This is a genomic window from Carboxydocella thermautotrophica (assembly GCA_003054495.1).
GTDB lineage: Bacteria > Bacillota.
This window is the reverse complement of the sequence record CP028514.1, coordinates 643,704-661,888: the sequence shown is the minus strand read 5'-3', so window position 1 is coordinate 661,888 and position 18,185 is coordinate 643,704. Positions and strand designations below refer to the sequence as shown.

Genomic DNA, 18,185 nt, shown 5'->3' with positions numbered 1-18,185 from the left:
TACATTATAAAACCTGTACCAGCTATCGTCAAGCAAATGAGAGATGGCGGGACAAAATTTGTTCCAGATGACTGATAGTGTTGCACTCCAGTAAGCGGGCATGTTGCCCCAGTAACCTGGGGGCCCGGGTCAGAGGCCACTCCTTGCGGGGCAGGGTATTGAGCCAGAGGATATGCTTGACCCGTCCCCGCACCTTCTTAAGCCGGGCTGCTGCCTGTTCCAGCCCGGTGGTCTTGCCGTCACTGAGCAAAATCACCAGCGTGGAAGGAGTCAGCACCCGCTGATAATCCCGTTCCAGCTGGGCCAGGGCCTGAGCCAGGTTAGTACCCTGCCCCCAGACCTTGCTGCGGGCCATGATCTCACTCATGGTTTCGGCAAAACCCTGCCTTTGTTTCAATACCGGTGTAATGCGTTCCAGGTCCTCGGCGAAAACGAAGGCTTCCACATCCCGGACCGCTCCGGCCAGACCATAGACGAACTGCAGGACAAACCGGGCATAACGGGCCATGGAACCGGAAACATCACAGATCAGCACTACCCGGGGTTTATCCAGGCGATGATGTCGATATTTGAGCCGAAACATTACTCCCCCGTACTGGATATTGTGGCGAATAGTACGGCGCAGATCCAGTAAACGACGGCGCTGGCTTTGCCGGTAACGGCGGGAAATTTTCACCGCCAGCCGCCGGGTCAGCTGCTGAATCAGGCGGGTTACCCGGGGCAAGTCCTCATCTTCGATGTTCTTCATATCCTGATAGAGCAAGCTATCCTCTTCCGGCACATTCACTACCAGCTGGCTCAGCAGGGCATCCAGCTCCGCATCCCCTGTCTCCAGGGGTTTCAACTGCACCTGCCTGCTTTCCCGTTCTTCCTCTTCAGCCAGCAGTTTGCGTTTCCAGTAATTGAGCTGACTTTGCACCACCCTTTCCATCAGGCCGCGCGGGTCCACAATCTGGTTTCCAGCTGCGTACTGCTGTAAAAAATCCCGCAGTTTTTGCTTTTCCTCTTCCGGCAGGCGGGCATAGGTTTCTTTATCTTCCTGGGATAATTGCAGTTCCTGAGTCCACTCTTCCTCCGGACCGGTGAAAACCAGCTCCGCCTCCGCTTCAGCCAGCTGCTGGGCCTGTTCCTGCTGCTGAGCCGCATACTGGGCTAGCATTTCCGCTACCTGCTCCGGAGGCCGAAAATAACTGGCAAAGGCCTGGCGCACCAGCCGCCGGCTGCGGGCGTCTTTAGCCAGGGTAGTGATGAGAGCAGTCTCTACCTGGGAGCGGCTGGTCCAGTCTACAGCAAGTAAGGCCTCCAGCCCATCCATCACTTCAGCAGTGCTGATACGCAAATTGAGGCTGCGCAGGGCGATAATAAAGCGCAAGTAACGGGCCAGCATATCCATTATTTATCCCTTCTTCCACATCCTGCCCGCTGGCATAAACCAGCACAACCACCGGCTTCCTTGACCATTTCCCGGTCTTCCCGGTGCTTCAGCAGTAAATTCATTGTCTGCTCCAGGTTCCGGGCATTTACTTCTGCTGCGCCCAGGGCCAGCAGTCCCCGGACCCAGTCCAGCGTCTCGGCAATGGAAGGCTTCTTGCTGAGGTCCATTTGCCGCAAGGTCTGAACCACCGCCGCAGCCTGTCGGGCCAACTGTTCCTCAGCTTCCGGCACTCTGGTGCGGATAATTGCCAGTTCCTTGTCATAGGAGGGGTATTCAATGTAGAGATAGGCACAACGGCGCTTTAAACCATCAGACAGCTCCCGTTCCGCATTGGAGGTCAGAATCACAATCGGCCGGGTTCGGGCCACCATGGTCCCCAGCTCAGGAATGGAAACAGTAAAATCACTCAGTACTTCGAAGAGGAAAGCCTCAAACTCCGTTTCCGTCTTATCCACTTCATCGATCAGCAATACTACCGGTTTTTCAGCACGAATGGCCTTGAGCAGAGGCCTTTCCAGCAGATATTCCCCGGAAAAGAGATTATCTGCCCCCGGAGCTACACAGCCCATCTCCTTGGCCATCTGGATAGCAATCAATTGTTTTTGATAGTTCCATTCGTACAGGGCTTTAGCTTCATCCAGACCCTCATAGCACTGCAGGCGCACCAGTTCGGTGTTAAAAATCCGGGCTAATACCTTGGCAATTTCCGTTTTCCCTACTCCAGGTGCTCCTTCAATCAACAGGGGCTTGCCCAGTTTCAAGGCCAGATAAACAGTGGTTATGATCTCCTCTTCCCCGATATAACCCTGCTGGCGAAAAGCTTCTTTCAGTTCCGCAACACTGTTAAACATCTTTTCTCCCATCCTTCCCATTCTCTCTTAGCGTTATTATAACACAGAAAGGCAGCAGTCAGCGACTGCCGCCTATCTCCCTCCCCGGTTAAATGCCCAGGGCCTGGCGCTTTTTCAGAATATGGGCTTCAATGGCATCGGCAGCTTTAACGGGATCCAGTTCCACCAGGAAGCGACCGCCGGTCAGGTCTTCCACATCTTTGGTAAGAATCCTGGTTACCAGTTCAGAGCCCAGTACCGGTGGCGCAGGTGCCAAATGGGTTAGTAAACCAAAGGCTACGGCAAAAGCCCCATCGGCAACTGCTTTTTGTTCCAGATACTCAGGCGCAGAAGCTGCTACCGGCAGCTGGGAAGGATCTACACCCAGGGCATTGGCCAATTCAGTTACCACTACCCCGATACGGCCGATATCCACACAGGAACCGAAGTTCAAAGCAGGAGGAATGCCCAGGGACTGGCAAACCGCCTTCAGACCGGAACCGGCCAGTTCCGCAGCTGCAGGGTCCATCAGACCGGCATTTTCGGTAGCGCTGGACATACAACCGGAATTGATCACCAGAATATCCCGCTTAATCAGCTCTTTAGTGAGGGCGATGCCCATGGAATCATGCCCATTGCGGTTGTTGGTGCAACCTACTACCGCGACTACCCCTTTAATAGCACCAGATTTAATAGCATCCAGCAGGGGATTCAGGCTACCGCCCAGAGCAGAAGCTATGCTTTCCAGGCCAAAGCCTGCTACCACCGGCTTCTGGTTGACCGGAATCACCACATCCTTGCCCCGGTTCTTGTAAGCAGCAATAGCCATTTTCACGATTTCCCGGGCCTGTTCTGCCACTTTTTCCGGCTTGTAATCGATATTGGTTTCCACCCCGGCCATGCGCAGAATGTGGGATACGGAGATCAGTTTAGTGTGGAAGCGGTCAGCCACATATTTCAAGGCCGGAATCGAGCAGTTCATATCCATCATTACCAGATCCACCGCACCGGTAGCAATCATAAATTCCTGGGTTATCCAGTTACCCAGCTGGCCGGCATAGCCGGAACGATTGTGGGCATTTCTCTGCATCAGCTCCTGACCGGTACACATGGAACCATAGACCTTGATGCCTTTGGCGCCAGCGGCTTCCGCCAGCTTAATCAGTTCCGGATCATTGACGGCCTCAATCACGGCAGTGGCCATCAAAGGCACGTGTCCGTGAGCTACAATATTGACCGTATCAGGATCCAGAATGCCCAGGTCTGCCGCGCTCTTCACCAATTTCGGAGAGCCCAGCAGGATGTCCTGCAGGGTGATGGTTGCTACCAGACCCATGTAACCGGCAGCAATGCCAAGCCGCAAAGTAGTGAGTAACAGATCTACCGGGTCACTGGTGATGTTGGACATGGTTTTGGTCAAAGCATCCCGCACCTCGGACAGAGGACCGCCGGGAACAATCCCCAGCTTCTCCCAGGCCTGAATCCTGGTAGGAGGAGCAAACAACTTGACCAGAGCCAGAGGTTCATCGGCTCCTTTGCGCAATTCCACCAGCACAATATCCGCTACCGCTTTGGCCAGTTCATTCACCGGCTGTTCCGGCTCCAGCCCCAGTACCTGAGCCAGAGCTTTCAGTTTATCAGGATCGCCAATGGTGAAGGGAGTTTTCCCTTCCGCAGTGGCTTTCAGAGTTTTACACAATTCTTCCAGGTGATGGGTATAGGCTGACACTCCGTGCACTGTTAAACGGGCCAGATTTCGGGCAACAATAGTATCAGCAGTAGCTCCGCAGATCCCGTAAGGAGCTTTGGGAGTAATCCGACAGGGACCATGACTGCACAGCTGGCAGCAGATTCCCTTTTTCCCGAAATCGCACTGAGGCTGTTGAGCCTGATAACGATCAAATACACTGGGTAAACCCAGCTGGCTCATCCTTTCCTGCAGCTGGTTCACTGATTCGTGGGCTGAATAACAGCTATCCGCTGCAGCACAGCTGGCACAACCATGACTTTCCTTATGATTTTGTTTATTGCCACCCAGCAAAAAATCGAAAATACCCATGACCAGGCCTCCTTTAGTTTTGTTCAGGGCTAATTATACCGGAGGCAGACAGCAGGTTACTGTAAGCAAAAACAAAAAAGAGTGTGAGATTGCTCACACTCTACAACCAGCGTTCCAGTTCCTTTTGTTTGAGAATGGTGATTTTTTTGCCTTCCAGTTTAATGATTCCACTGCGGGCCAGGTCCTGCAAAATCCGGGTTGCCGTCTCCCGGGAAGTGCCAGCATAATTGGCCAGTTCCTGACGGTCCAGGTAGAGGTTAATGACTGTGCTTTCCTTACAAACTGCACACTCACTGCCGAAACTTTCGGCGAGCCTTAGTAAGGTAGAAGCAACCCGACCGTAGGTGTCTTTCTGAACCAGTTCCACCAGCCGTTGCTGGGCTTCCCTGAGTTTTTTGGCCATGTCCTTCAGCAACTGCACCGTCAGGGAGGGATGATGTTCCAGCCACTGGTAAAGATCAGCATTACGGATAATGCCAATCTGGCTTTCCTCAATCGTTTCCGCCGAAGCTGGATAAGGCCCGCCATCAAAAAGGGTAACTTCGGCGAAAATATCACCGGGCTGACGGAAATGCAAAATCTGTTCCTTGCCATCACTGGCCATTTTGTAGATTTTTACTTTCCCCTGCTGGACAAAATGCAAACCCTCTCCGGGCTCCCCTTCCAGAAAAATCAGCATGTCTTTTTTATAATTCCTCACCCTCACCAGTTTGGCTAGTTCGTTCAGGGCCTCTTCCGGCAAACCGGCAAAAAGCGGCAGACGGCGCAAATGTTTACCTGTCAGCTCCACTCAACTCCCCCCTTTTTAACGGATCAATTCCACAAAAACATCTACCAGTTGCGGGTCAAACTGGGTACCCCGGCAATCCAGCAAAATATTAATCGCCTTTTCCTTTGACATCCGGCTGCGATAAGGCCGGTCACTGGTCATGGCATCATAGGTATCAGCTATGGCCATAATCCTGGCCTCAATGGGGATTTCCTCTCCTTTCAGCCCATCAGGATAACCTCGCCCGTCATAACGCTCATGGTGATGGCGGACCAGTTCGGCATGTTCAGCAAATACCCTGGTAGAGGCAATGATTTCGGCACCAATTACCGGGTGTTTTTTCATTTCTTCAAATTCTTCCGTGGTCAGGGAATCCTTTTTGTTCAGAATTTGCTCGGGAATACCGATTTTGCCGATGTCATGGAAAAGGGCGGCTTCTTCCAGCAAATCCAGACGCTCCTGAGGCAAATTAACAGCTCTCCCCAGTAAAAGGGCATAGTCAGTCACCCGCATGCAATGCCCGGCAGTATAATGATCTTTGGCATCCAGGGCACTCATCAGAGCTTTAATGGTACCTACATGGATGGCCTCCTGGGCCGCCATGGTCTCATCCAGACGACTGGTCAGGCGCCGAATGGCCACATTTTGTTCCTCAATGGTTTTAGCTGCCCGCTTAACAATCTGGTACAGAGATAAATATAAGACCAGAAAGCTGATGCCAATGAAGAAACGACCGAATTTTTGCCCATTGGCAATATACTCGTAGATATTATCCGCTTCCCGATAAACCTCAAATACGCCCAGCGTCTGACCAGAAGCTTTATCGCGGATGGGAACATAAACCTCTATATAGCGCCTGGATGGATCCAGCTCATCTATCTGGTTTTCCGGTTTCTGCATATCAGCTATTTCCGCAACTATCTTTCCTGCCAGCGCTTCTTTTAGATCACTTTCCTTCGGGAAACTCTGACCGATCAAGTCCCCTTTATTGGAATAAATAATTTGCCCCTGGGTATTCCAGATTTTTACCAGTTTCATTTCCGGTTCATTAGTAATATTTTCCCTGATCACAGTATCGATAGCATCCAGACGAGGGCCGCTCATAGGCTGGCTGAAATCCTCCGGCCGCAAGGAATAGGAAACAATGATATTGACCAGATCAGCTGTCCGTTCTGCCGACACATTCAGTACCTGTTTTTCGAAAAAAACGGAAAAGGTAAGAGCCAGCACCACTCCCAGCAAACTGATGACAATAAAACTGGAGATACTGAATTGCTTAACTAGAGACATCTTTCTTTTCATCCGGTTTCCCTCTCTCTGCTCCATTATCCCTCAAGATAGAGGTCGCGATAATGACAGGCATCTTCCGCCTGGGTCCCCGCTGATTCGCAGATAATCACCGGAGTTGCTTTCCATGCCTTCAATCCCGGAACCAGCCAGCGAAAATCCGGAGGAATTCCATCCGCTACAGTAGCATGCCGTTTTTCTCCACCGGTTGTGTACTCCACCGGACTGAAATGTACATGCAACTTGCTCAGCACATCCGGGCCCAGACCAGCTGCCAGGTCCTCCAGTACCCGATTCATGCCCGCTTCCGTCTCCAGCTCTCCCTGCAAGAGGGCATTGAGGTGACCAAAATCCACACAGGGCAATAGCATGGGGCTGAACTGGCAAAATTCAATCACTTCCGCCAGAGTGCCCACCTGGTTTTTCTTGCCCATGGTTTCCGGGCAAAGATAAACATCCGTCCAGCCCCGGTCTTCCAGTATGGCGATAACCTCTTGTAGCCTCTCTTTTACCAGTTGTACCGCCGTTTCCCGCTCCATCCGGGCCGCTCCGCCGGGATGAAATACCACCCGTTGTGCTCCCAGCCAGCGGGCTGCTTCTACTGACTTGAGCAGGTGTTCCCGGGAACTGGCCTGAATTTGCGGATCCGGTGAGGCAAAATTAATGTAATAGGGAGCATGAACACTAAGGAGAACATCATGCTTAACCGCTTCTTCCCCCAGCTGCCTGGCCATCTTTTCCGAAATCCGTACCCCGCGGCTGAGCTGATACTCATAGGCATTCAGACCCAGACTGGCCAGATAGGCAGGCATCTGCAGCGAAGACCTGTAACCGGCAGCATAAAAGGAATCAGGGTTGCCTGCCGCACCAAATCGGATTTTCAACTAACATCGCTCCTTAAATTCCAGCAATATCAATAATGATAATGTATTTCGACAGAAAGGAATAAAATCCTTTTATTTTTATCTGCCTAAAATTTCTTTTACACTTTTTTCAACTGCCGCTCTCTCCACCAGCCAGTAACTGGCTCCACCGATATAAGTCGGCCGGCCCGGCAGAGTAGCCGTTTTGACCTGGTAACCCTCGATAGTCAAAAAAGCCTCAGCCAGCTGGCTTTTTTCCTGCCAGGATAGATTGCTGGTCACCGCCTGATTGATTTTCAGCCAGACCTGAGGCAGCCGCCCCAGGTTTTGCGGCTTTCTGGCTTCCTGCCAGATAGCCTGGAGCAGTTTTTGCTGTCGCCGGGTGCGGCCGATGTCTGCCTGGGGGTCATGGCGAAAACGGGCATAGCCCGCAGCCTGCTGACCATTGAGTCTGTGCCAGCCTTTTTTGAGATTGATTTCCCCCAGGTCATCCCGCCAGTACATATCTTTTTCCACATAGATAGTTACCCCTCCCAGGGCATCTACTACCTGAGCCAATCCTGCTATATCAGTGATAATATAGCGTTCAATAGCAGTACCCAGCAGGTGATTAACTGCCAGCAACAACCCATCGATTTTCCATTTGAAATAGACCCGGTTAATTCTCCCCATCACACCATCAGGCTGCAATACCCGGGTATCGCGGGGAATGGAAAGAGCGCCAATCTGCTTTTTCTCGGAATCCACCCGCACGGCGATAATGGAGTCACTGCGAGGGGTAGGATCGTGAGGGCGCTTGTCCAGTCCTACCAGAAGCACGGTAAAACCCGGTAGCTGGGGTTTACGTACTGCCTGACCGCTAATGGGAGGAGAAATTTTCCCTTCCCGGTACCACCAGATTCCTGCCCCAAAAAGGATGAAAATCAGCAATATCCCCAGCGTACGCCGCATTTCAGGCTACCTCCCTTCTCTGGCCATAGAGCCAGCGCAAGATGATGCCTCCTGCCAGGAGGGCAGTAAAAGAGTAATAGAGATTGATGCCTGACAGGCCGATAGCCAGTAAACCCAGACTGCAAGTTCCGCCATAGAGGACCAGTACCGCCTGCCGCTGGCTTAAACCCCAATCCAGCAGACGGTGATGCAAATGCCCCCGATCGGGGACAAAAACGCCCTGCCCGTTGGCCCGCCGCCGGATAATCGCCAGCAGGACATCACTGATGGGCAAGGCCAGGATAAGCACCGGCACCAGAATGCGTACTAGGGAGAGGGCACCAGCCATTCCTTCCAGAGTTATGGCCGCCAGGGTAAATCCTAGCAACATACTGCCTGTATCCCCGAGAAAAATGCGGGCTGGATGGAAGTTATAAAAGAGAAAGCCCAGTACCGCCCCGGCCAGCACCAGGGCCAGCCGGGCCGCCCGCCATTCCCCGGCCCCGGCAAAAAGCAAGGCCAGAAAAAGGCTGGCAAAAAGGGTAATCCCGCCTGCCAGTCCATCTAAACCATCAGTCAGGTTAATAGTATTGATCAGACCGACGATCCAGAGGATAGAAAATACCGCTCCCAGGCCATCAATATAGAACAGGCCACCAAAAGGATTCACAGCCCACTGACTGTAAAAACCATAGCCCACCAGAATCAGGGCCGCAGCCAGCTGGCCCAGCAGTTTATGCCAGGCTTTCATCCCCCGCCAGTCATCGATTATGCCCAGTAATACCAGCCACAAACTGCTTAAAATCAGCCCTGCCAGCCGGGAATCCAGCCCTACCGCCAGGGGCCAGCCAATAAACAGGCCCAGAGCTATTCCCAGTCCCCCCAGGCGGGGTATAGGCCGGGCATGAATATGACGTCCTCCCGGTTGGGCCACCGCCCCCATTTTTTCGGCTAATTCCATAACCAGGGGCATTGACGCCCAGGTCAAAGCCAGTGCCAGGAAAAAAGGCATAATAACCACCTCCACAGTAATAACTTGCCCCGGCTAACAGGATTTTTTGCATTTTCAGCGAAAACTATAGGGGAGGAGGGGATAAAATGCTAATTGCAGAGATCATGACACCCCAGCCGGTCAGCATCAGTGCTGATGCCCAGGTGGGACAGGCCCTGGAATTGATGCGCACTCACAGTGTTCGCCATTTGCCGGTAATCACCAGGGAGGGCAAACTGGTAGGCCTGCTCAGTGAAACCGATATCCTGCGCCTTTTTCCGCGCAAGGAGTTGAATAAGTATGAAGCCAACTTGCTGAGCCGGACCCCGGTCCGACAAATCATGAAAACCGATCCCCATTTTATTGAACCAACCGCCACGGTTGAAGCAGCAGCCCATCTCTTTGCCAGCTGCCATCTGGATTGCCTGCCTGTGGTGGAAAACCAGCGCCTGGTAGGTATTATCACCGAAACCGATGTTTTTCGCATTTTTGCCACCGCCTTCGGTTTTGCCGAACCCGGTACCCGGGTAACTATTGCCATCAGTCCCCGCAAAGGATTTCTGGCCAGTCTGGTTACCGCCCTTGACCGGTACAATCTCCGGGTGGAAAAACTGGTGGTCTTGCCCGATGAAATTGTTCTCAAACTGGCTCAGGAGGATAAAGAGCTGGTAAAACGAGCCCTCAGCGAAGCCGGTTTTCAGGTCATCCATCTTACCAGTGATCCGCTGGCCTGTCCCTGGACTTAAAAAACCCCCTGGCCTTACCTGCCGGTAAGGTCAGGGGGTTTGATTTAGAAGTAGCGCCAGGTTATATAGATATGGCTTATAACAATCGAGAGCAACATCAAGGGGAAGGCTACCAGCATAAAGCGCAGGAAACCGATGGGTTTACCCTGACTCTCAGCCATTCCCGCTACAATCACGTTGGCTGAAGCACCTACCAGTGTTCCATTGCCGCCCAGGCAGGCTCCCAGAGCCAGAGACCACCAGAGGGGCTCCAGATTGGCAATCCCGCCGGTCAGGCCTACCTCCTTAATCAAGGGAATCATAGTAGCTACAAAGGGAATATTATCCACAAATGCCGAAGCTATGGCCGCCACCCAGAGAATCAATCCTGCCGCCAGCTCCGTATCCCCGCTGGTGACAGTCAAAGTCCACTGGGCCAGCCGGCTGATTACTCCCGTTTCCACCAGACCCCCTACCAGGGCGAACAGGCCTACAAAGAAGAAAATGGTTCCCCATTCCACTGTATGAAAAGCTTCCTCCAGATCAATCCGGGAGAGCAACAGCAAGAGTACCGCTCCCCCCATGGCAATGGTGGCTGATTCAATATGAAAAACCTGGTGCAGGAAAAAGCCCAGAATGGTCAAGGCCAGTACTCCCAAAGATTGATAAAGCAATGGTCCCTTTTTCAGTTCTCGCGCCGGATCCAGTTGTAACAGCCGTTGCCTGGTCTCCTCATCGATAACCAGCTGCCGCCGGTAAATCAAAACCAGAATCGGCAATGTGACTGCCATAACAATAATCGCCACCGGGCCAAGGTGCAGCATGAAATCAAGGAAACTCAGCTCCTTGACGGCACTACCAATCATAATGTTGGGTGGGTCCCCGATGAGAGTCGCCGTTCCACCTACGTTAGAAGCGATGATCTCGCTGATGAGAAAGGGTATAGGGCTAATCCCCATTTCCCGGCAGAGAGTAAAGGTAACAGGTGCTACCAGCAAAACCGTGGTGACATTATCCAGAAAAGCGGAAGCCCCTGCAGTTAAAAGACTCAGGTAAACCAGCAAAGCTAACGGCCGCCCCTTTGCCAGCCGCACAGATGTCAGGGCCAGATACTCAAAAACACCGGTTTTGCGAATAATCCCCACAATGATCATCATCCCGATCAATAAGCCAAGGGTATTAAAATCCACATGATGTAACCCCTGCTCCTGGGTCTCTAAACCCAGCAAAATCATAGCCAGGCCACCGGCCAGGGCTACAGCTGTTCGTGGCAGTTTTTCCGCCACAATCAGAGCATACGTGAGAAGAAAAATTCCCGTCGCCAGTTCCATTTTCCCTAGCATTTCCTGCCTCCTTTCTTTTTTACCCTTCTATTATAAATTAAAAATTCATATATTGAAAATAGTGACTCCATACTGATGAAGGAGAGGTGGGTGGAAAATGAGCATCTTGAGATGGGTACTGGTTATGCTTATTTCCTTGCTCCTGGCAGGTTGCAGTCTCAGCAAAGAAGCCAAACCCCCTATCACTGAAAAAAAATTAACCCCGGTCCGTTTGACCGAAGCTGTGCGCAGTGTCTATTATGCTCCCCAGTATGTAGCCTTCAGCCAGGGCTTTTTTCAGGCCGAACACCTGGAAGTTCAGCTTCAAACTGCCTGGGGCGGGGATAAATCTCTAGCTTCCCTGATCAAGCAGGAAACTGATTTTATCCTGGCCGGGCCTGACCTGGTCCTTCAGGCTCGCCGCCAGCACCCTCCCCTTCGGGAATTGCCCCTGGTTTTCGCCCAGTTAACCCGCCGGGATGGTTCCTTTTTAATTGGCCGCCAGCCTGAACCTGATTTCACCTGGAACAATCTCAAAGGCAAAATGGTAATCACCAGCCGCCGGGGAAGCATGCCGGAAATGGCTTTGAACTGGCTATTACAGCAACAGGGCCTCAAACCTTACCGGGATGTAACATTAGTCCAGAATATCCCGGCAGAATGGGTAGCCGGAGCCTTCATCAGCGGCAGTGGCCATTATCTACAGGCTTTTGAGCCCCTGGCCTTTACTCTGGAAAAACAGGGACAGGGAAAGGTACTGGCATCTCTGGGCCAGGCTGAGCCAGAATTGCCTTTTGCGGTTTACCTGAGCTTGCCCTCCACTCTGGAATTAAAAAAGACCTCCACCCTGGCCTTCCTGCGGGCCCTGGCCCGGGCCCAGCGCTGGGTGGCAGAACATACCCCGACCGATACGGCCGCTGCCATCAAGCCCTTCTTCCCCGAATACAGCCAGGCAGAACTGGAGCAAATGCTTACCCGCTATTATCAGGCCGGAGTCTGGGCCGAAAGTCCTCTCCCTGCCGCGACTGCTTTTAATAATCTCCAGGAAATGATGGTCAGTACCGGCCAGCTGGCTGCTCCTCTGCCAGAAAAGGAGTTGGTCAATCCAGAGCCGGCCCGCTCAGCCCTGTCCCATTAAAAACATTTGTCCTTGAGCAAATAATATCTCCCCTGTTTGTCAATTCTGCCGCTTTCCTTCAGTTCTTTTAAGGCCTGGACCACAATTACCCGGGAAACTCCCAGCATATCGGCCAGGTCCTGCTGGGTCAGCTGAACCTGGATCACCGTCCCCTGGGGAGTGGAACGACCATGCTCCCGGGCCAGCCGGACCAGTAACTTGCTCAGGCGTACCGGCACGGTATCGGTCAATAACTCCCCCTTGCTTTCCAGAGCCTGATAAAACTTGCTCCCCAGATAGCTAATTAACTGCATGGTCAGGCGGGGCTGAGCCAGCACCGCCTTTTCCAGCTGCTGTCTGCTGATGGTACAGCAGCGGGTGTTCTCCAGAGCGATCGCAGTTACCGGCCAGTTTTGCACTGAAAACAGGTTTTCTTCCCCCAGTACATCCCCTTTGCCAGCAATATCAACAATCACTTCCCTGCCTTCTTCTGTAAACTGGATCAGTTTGACAGAACCCTCTTTGAGCAGAAATACCGTTTCCGCCGGTTCCCCTTGCCGAAACAGTTCCTCCCCTTTTTCCAGGTGCCTTTTCCCTGTATTCTGGCAAATATGCTGGAAAAGATCTTCCTGTACCCCGGCAAAAAGGGGAATATCCCGCAGACAAAAAGCGCATTCCTCCCGCAACACAACCCTCACCTCCAGAATCCCTTGTTTATATTCTCCACTAAATCCCCAATCCCTGCCAGGTCTAACTTTTTCCTCTACCGGTCATACTATGAAAGAAACACAAGCAACAGAAAGGGGATTGGCATGGAGGATAAAATCTATGATATCGCCATCATCGGCTGCGGCCCCGCTGGCCTTTCAGCCGCCATCAATGGTCAGATTCGCCGTAAGTCCATCATCCACTTCGGGACAGATTTTTGTTCCCCTAAATTACATAAAGCCCCCCGGGTGGACAATTACCTGGGCCTGCCGGAAATGAGCGGAGATGAAATGCGCCAGCGTTTTCTCGCCCATTACCAGAGTCTGGGGCTCAATATCCTGCCCCAGCAGGTTACTCAGGTCGCACCTCAGGGAGAAGTTTTTGGCCTGCTGGCCAAAAATGAATTCTACCAGGCCAGAACGGTGATTATCGCCACCGGCATACCTATGGCCCGCTTTTTGCCTGGAGAACAGGAACTGCTGGGCAAAGGAGTAGGCTATTGTGCCACTTGCGATGGTCCCCTTTATCAGGGTAAAACAGTAGCCTACATAGCCGAAAACCCCAAAGGGGAAGAAGAACTGCCTTTCTTGACCCAGATCTGCGGCAAAGTCTACTATCTTCCCCTTTATGAAAAGAATATAGGTTTTCAAGCTGCCAATCTGGAGGTTGTGTTCATTAGGCCCAGGGCAATCCATGGTCAGGATAAGGTGGAGGCCCTGGAGCTGGCCGACGGTACCCGGCTGACAGTGGATGGAGTTTTTCTGGAAAAAGAGACCTTACCACCCGGTCAACTGATTCCAGGGCTAGAGCTGGAGGATAACCATATTAAAGTCAACCGCCAGCAGGAAACCAATCTCCCAGGTGTTTTTGCCGCCGGGGACTGTACCGGTACCCCCTACCAGCTGGCCAAGGCTGTAGGAGAAGGGCTGGTAGCGGCTCTGGCAGCAGTGCGCTATCTGGATCGACAGCAATAAAAACAAGGGCCCCGGTCATGACCGGGGCTTTAACATGGGGAGAGGATGGATGAGTGGGTGTGGGTCTATGGTATTGGAGTTCAAAAATGAACTCCAAACTTGTAAACTTTTTTACATTTTCGCTAATGAGTGTTATTATCGTTTACCGCAACTTAATTATATCCTCTCCCCCGCTTCTTGTCAATATCACTGGCTAAAGGCGATTAACAAAAATAACCCGTAAAAAATACCGCCTGCCAGCAAGGTAAAGGCACTAATCCTGCCTTTGATGTTCATCAAAAGATAAACATAACCTGCGGAGGCCAGAGCAAAAAAGGAGCTAATAAGCGGTAAAGAAGGCCAGGTAAATTGCCAGGGGGTCAGGAAGATCCCCAGAGCGGGAATAACTGAACTCTGGAAAACCATTGCCCCGGAAATATTGCCCAGCGCCAGAGTGTCCCTTCCCTGCCGAATCCAGATTACTGAATTGAACTTTTCCGGTAACTCAGTGGCAATGGGCGTGATAATCAGGGACAGGACCAGCGGCGAAATACCCCAGTGTCCCGAAAGAACTTCCAGAGATTTGACGAAATACTCAGCCCCCAGTACAATGGCCCCTAAAGCAGTTACAACCTGTAACAGGATTATGCCCAGGGCGGGGTTGGGATTATTTCTGGCAAAGGTGAGAGGAGAAAGGCATTCACATTCTACCCCTTCCTCATCCTGAATGGTTTTATAAGCATAAATAATATAGGCTCCCAGCAAGGCCACTGCCACTGCCAGTTTCAACTGCCTTATAGTCAGGAATGAAGCCACAATGGCCAGAGCATAGACCAGCAAGAAGAAACGCAAATCCCGGCCAACTACCCTCTTATCCACTGTCATCCAGGTGCAGCTGGGGCGCCGATAGGCAAAAGCCAGAGCTGCCAGCCCGGACACACAAAAAGCCAGGGTTCCCAGCATAAACGGAGCTCCCAGAATAGCTCCAATACCGATTTCTGTACCAGCCTCCCGGCCAGCGTTGAAGAGAATGGCTATAATGGGTACCAGGGTTTCCGGCAGGGCCGTCCCCACCGCTGCCAGAATACTGCCCACCGCCCCTTCGTTCATTCCTAATCGTTTCCCCAGCCATTCCACCCCGTTGGTGAACAGCTCTGCTCCTAACAAAATTACTCCCAAACTGACCAGGAGAATACCGATTTCCAGCATGCCTCAGCCTCCGTTCTCCTCAGTAATTCCTGCGGCCCGGGCCAGCCAGTCCCATACTTCTTCCCGACCCTGCCTGGTCTCTGCCGAAAAGGGCAGCAGCTGGTGTTCCGGTTTTAACCCCAGCTCATTCCTGATAATCTTCAGGTGTTTGGCCCATTGCCCCCGGCTGATTTTATCCGCCTTAGTGGCTACCACCAGGGTCGGTTTGTTGAAGTAGCAGAGCCAGTCATACATCATCACGTCATCCCGGGTAGGGGGATGGCGAATATCCACCAGCAGCACCACTGCCACCAGCTCCCGGCGTTGATTGAGATAGGCTTCAATAAAACGTCCCCAGCGCTCCCGTTCCGCCCTGGAAACCCGGGCAAAACCATAGCCGGGCAAATCCACGAGGTAAAGCAGGTCATTGACACTATAAAAATTGATGGTCTGGGTTTTGCCCGGCTGGGAACTGGTACGGGCCAGGTTTTTTCTCTGCACCAGGGTATTGATAAGAGAAGATTTGCCCACATTGGAACGGCCGGCGAAGGCAATTTCCGGCCGGCCGTCCTGAGGATATTGTTCTGCTTTGACTGCACTAACAGTATATTCTGCCTTAATGATTTTCATGCTGTTCCTCACCACACCTGGGAGCTTCGGTTTCATTCCAGACTATGGCTTCTTTCAAGACCTGGTCCATATGGTCAACCAGGACGAACTTGAGCTTTTTGCGCACATTCGCTGGAATTTCCTCCAGGTCTTTCTTGTTTTCGCTGGGTAAAATTACCGTGGTAATTCCGGCCCGGTGGGCAGCCAGCACTTTTTCCTTGACCCCGCCTATGGGCAGAACCCGTCCCCGCAGGGTAATTTCCCCCGTCATGGCTACATCACAGCGCACCGGTTTGTTGAGCAGAGCTGAAGCCAGGGCCGTGGCCATGGTAATCCCCGCCGAAGGCCCATCCTTGGGAATAGCTCCCTCCGGTACGTGGATATGGATATCAGTGTTTTCGTGGAATTCAGGGTCAATTCCCAGCTGTTCGGCCCGGGAGCGCACATAGGTAAAGCCTGCCTGGGCCGACTCTTTCATGACATCCCCCAGCTTGCCTGTCAGGGTGAGCTTGCCCTTTCCTTTCATCAGGGAAACCTCAATGGCCAGGGTGTCTCCCCCTACTTCCGTCCAGGCCAGACCGGTAGCTACTCCCACTTCATTGGCCTTTTCCGCTGTACCATAGCGGAAACGGGGAATACCAAGGTATTGCTCCAGATTCTGCACCGTGACCTTGACGGTTTCTGCCTCTTCCTGTACAATCTGACGGGCCGCTTTCCGGCAGAGAGCAGCCACTTGCCGTTCCAGGTTGCGAACCCCGCTCTCCTTGGTATACTGCCGGATGATGCGGCGGATAACATTTTCCGAAACCTGCAATTGTTCCGGTTTCAGCCCATGTTCCTTGACCTGCTTGGGCAAAAGATAACGCAGGGCGATTTGTACTTTTTCCTCCTCGGTATAACCGCTGACATGAATTACTTCCATCCGGTCCAGCAAAGGCCGCGGAATGCTATACAGATTGTTGGCAGTAGTGATAAACATCACCTTGGATAAATCAAACGGCACTTCCAGGTAGTGATCGACAAAATTAGCATTTTGTTCCGGGTCCAGCACTTCCAGCAGAGCCGCCGACGGGTCTCCCCGAAAGTCCATGGACATTTTATCGATTTCGTCCAGACAGAAAACTGGGTTTTTGGACCCTGCCTGTTTGATACCCTGAATGATGCGGCCAGGCAATGCGCCTACATAGGTGCGGCGATGGCCGCGGATTTCCGCTTCATCCCGTACCCCACCCAGGGACATGCGAATATATTTGCGCTCTAACGCCCGGGCTATGGATTTGACCAGGGAGGTTTTGCCCACCCCCGGCGGGCCTACCAGACAGAGAATAGGACCTTTCATCTTCTTGGCCAGTTTGCGAATAGCCAGATATTCAAGGATGCGCTCCTTGACCTTTTCCAGGCCGTAATGGTCCTCATCCAGAATCTGTTCTGCCCGTTTGATGTCAATGCGATCTCTGGTTTCTTTGGCCCAGGGCATAGCCAGGAGCCAGTCCAGATATGTACGAATCACAGCGGTCTCTGCCACCATGGGAGGCATTTTTTCCAGCCGCTCTACCTCTTTCAAGGCTTTTTCCTCTACTTCTTTCGGCATTTTGGCGGCCCTGATCTTTTCCCGGTATTCCTCACTTTCTGCTACCCGTTCGTCCTTTTCTCCCAGCTCCTTCTGGATGGCCTTGATTTGCTCCCGCAAATAGTACTCCCGCTGGGACTTTTCCATCTGTTTGCGGACGCGGATATTGATGCGCCGTTCCAGCTCCACGATTTCCAGTTCCTTGCCGACGATTTCACAGAGTTTTTCCAGCCGTTCTGCCACGGAGAATGCTTCCAGGATAGCCTGCTTTTCTTCTACCTTCAGACTCAGGTGGGAAGCAATGATATCCGCCAGACGCCCAGGTTCGTCCAGATTGATCAGTCCGGCCAGAGTTTCCGGAGGAATTTTTTTACTGATCTTAACGTATTGCTCAAACTGGTTGAGCAAAGTACGCATCAGGGCTTCAGTTTCCGGGGTTTTTCTTTCTTCATCCATATGTTCTTCGACTTCAACCTGGAAGAATGGTTCTTCCGCTATGTACTTTCGAATCCGTGCCCGGGCCAGACCTTCCACCAGCACCCGAATGGTACCTCCCGGTAATTTGAGCAATTGCTTGACTTCCGCAATGGTTCCAATAGCATAAACATCTTCCGGACCGGGATTATCATTTTGTGCTTCTTTTTGAGTGGTCAGGAAAATCAAGCGCTCCTGAGTCATGGCCTCATCGATGGCTCTGATGGATTTTTCCCGTCCCACATCGAGATGAATGACCATGTGAGGAAAGACCAGAATACCGCGCAGAGGCAGCAATGGTAGTGTCTTGTTTTCTTTACTGGCAGCAGCTGCCATATTTTCACCTCCAAACCCC

General features: G+C 52.3%; 16 protein-coding genes. 3 read left to right on the top strand and 13 right to left on the bottom strand.

Features of this window, described 5'->3' with window-relative positions; translation table 11 throughout:
• Nucleotides 1-28 precede the first annotated feature (28 nt).
• From CTH_RS03280 to CTH_RS03245, 8 genes are all read right to left on the bottom strand, one after another.
• Nucleotides 29-1,393 carry a VWA domain-containing protein gene (locus CTH_RS03280; RefSeq protein ID WP_078664290.1) on the bottom strand — a complete coding sequence of 455 codons (1,365 nt, stop codon included), beginning with the start codon at nt 1,391-1,393 and terminating at the stop codon, nt 29-31.
• Nucleotides 1,393-2,286 (bottom strand): AAA family ATPase, encoded by an 894-nt coding sequence (locus CTH_RS03275; protein ID WP_079906251.1) that lies wholly within the window; start codon nt 2,284-2,286, stop codon nt 1,393-1,395. Before CTH_RS03275 ends, CTH_RS03280 begins: the two co-directional genes overlap by 1 nt.
• A gap of 88 nt (nt 2,287-2,374) precedes the next feature.
• Nucleotides 2,375-4,324 (bottom strand): anaerobic carbon-monoxide dehydrogenase catalytic subunit, encoded by a 1,950-nt coding sequence (gene cooS, locus CTH_RS03270; protein WP_107753020.1) that lies wholly within the window; start codon nt 4,322-4,324, stop codon nt 2,375-2,377.
• 100 nt (nt 4,325-4,424) lie between these two features.
• Complete coding sequence (locus CTH_RS03265) at nt 4,425-5,114, bottom strand: Crp/Fnr family transcriptional regulator (protein ID WP_242947907.1); 690 nt, start codon at nt 5,112-5,114, stop codon at nt 4,425-4,427.
• Between the two features lie 15 nt (nt 5,115-5,129).
• Complete coding sequence (locus CTH_RS03260) at nt 5,130-6,395, bottom strand: HD-GYP domain-containing protein (RefSeq protein ID WP_159071808.1); 1,266 nt, start codon at nt 6,393-6,395, stop codon at nt 5,130-5,132.
• A 23-nt stretch (nt 6,396-6,418) separates the two neighbouring features.
• Entirely contained in the window at nt 6,419-7,264 is an 846-nt protein-coding gene (locus CTH_RS03255) for a TIM barrel protein (protein WP_078664293.1), read from the bottom strand.
• 78 nt (nt 7,265-7,342) lie between these two features.
• Nucleotides 7,343-8,194 (bottom strand): LCP family protein, encoded by an 852-nt coding sequence (locus CTH_RS03250; protein WP_107753018.1) that lies wholly within the window; start codon nt 8,192-8,194, stop codon nt 7,343-7,345.
• A gap of 1 nt (nt 8,195) precedes the next feature.
• Nucleotides 8,196-9,185: a glycosyltransferase family 4 protein gene (locus CTH_RS03245; RefSeq protein WP_107753016.1), complete on the bottom strand. Its 990-nt coding sequence runs from the start codon at nt 9,183-9,185 to the stop codon at nt 8,196-8,198.
• Nucleotides 9,186-9,271: 86 nt separating this feature from the next.
• On the opposite strand from CTH_RS03245, the gene CTH_RS03240 reads away from it, so the two are divergent.
• Complete coding sequence (locus CTH_RS03240) at nt 9,272-9,910, top strand: CBS domain-containing protein (protein ID WP_078664296.1); 639 nt, start codon at nt 9,272-9,274, stop codon at nt 9,908-9,910.
• A gap of 44 nt (nt 9,911-9,954) precedes the next feature.
• Here CTH_RS03240 and CTH_RS03235 read toward each other — a convergent pair whose 3' ends face one another.
• On the bottom strand, nt 9,955-11,232 hold the full coding sequence (locus CTH_RS03235; RefSeq protein ID WP_107753014.1) for an ArsB/NhaD family transporter: 1,278 nt from the start codon (nt 11,230-11,232) through the stop codon (nt 9,955-9,957).
• A 97-nt stretch (nt 11,233-11,329) separates the two neighbouring features.
• Between CTH_RS03235 and CTH_RS03230 the strand changes: the two genes are divergently transcribed.
• A complete protein-coding gene (locus tag CTH_RS03230) occupies nt 11,330-12,349 on the top strand; it encodes an ABC transporter substrate-binding protein (protein ID WP_107753012.1) in 1,020 nt (339 codons plus the stop codon).
• Here the strand turns inward: CTH_RS03230 and CTH_RS03225 are convergent.
• Nucleotides 12,346-13,017 carry a Crp/Fnr family transcriptional regulator gene (locus CTH_RS03225; RefSeq protein ID WP_143311760.1) on the bottom strand — a complete coding sequence of 224 codons (672 nt, stop codon included), beginning with the start codon at nt 13,015-13,017 and terminating at the stop codon, nt 12,346-12,348. The two genes, CTH_RS03230 and CTH_RS03225, sit on opposite strands and share 4 nt — an antisense overlap.
• Nucleotides 13,018-13,140: 123 nt before the next feature.
• Here CTH_RS03225 and CTH_RS03220 point away from each other — a divergent pair, with 123 nt between their 5' ends.
• Entirely contained in the window at nt 13,141-14,010 is an 870-nt protein-coding gene (locus CTH_RS03220) for an NAD(P)/FAD-dependent oxidoreductase (RefSeq protein WP_078664300.1), read from the top strand.
• 186 nt (nt 14,011-14,196) lie between these two features.
• Here the strand turns inward: CTH_RS03220 and CTH_RS03215 are convergent, their stop codons facing one another.
• From CTH_RS03215 to lon, 3 genes are read right to left on the bottom strand one after another with little or no spacing between them, the layout of a single operon-like run.
• Nucleotides 14,197-15,198, bottom strand: coding sequence for a sodium:calcium antiporter (locus tag CTH_RS03215; RefSeq protein ID WP_107753011.1), 1,002 nt, complete (start codon nt 15,196-15,198; stop codon nt 14,197-14,199).
• A gap of 3 nt (nt 15,199-15,201) precedes the next feature.
• Nucleotides 15,202-15,807 carry a ribosome biogenesis GTP-binding protein YihA/YsxC gene (gene yihA / locus CTH_RS03210; protein ID WP_078664302.1) on the bottom strand — a complete coding sequence of 202 codons (606 nt, stop codon included), beginning with the start codon at nt 15,805-15,807 and terminating at the stop codon, nt 15,202-15,204.
• Nucleotides 15,794-18,166 carry an endopeptidase La gene (lon, locus tag CTH_RS03205; RefSeq protein WP_107753009.1) on the bottom strand — a complete coding sequence of 791 codons (2,373 nt, stop codon included), beginning with the start codon at nt 18,164-18,166 and terminating at the stop codon, nt 15,794-15,796. Before lon ends, yihA begins: the two co-directional genes overlap by 14 nt.
• Nucleotides 18,167-18,185: the final 19 nt, after the last annotated feature.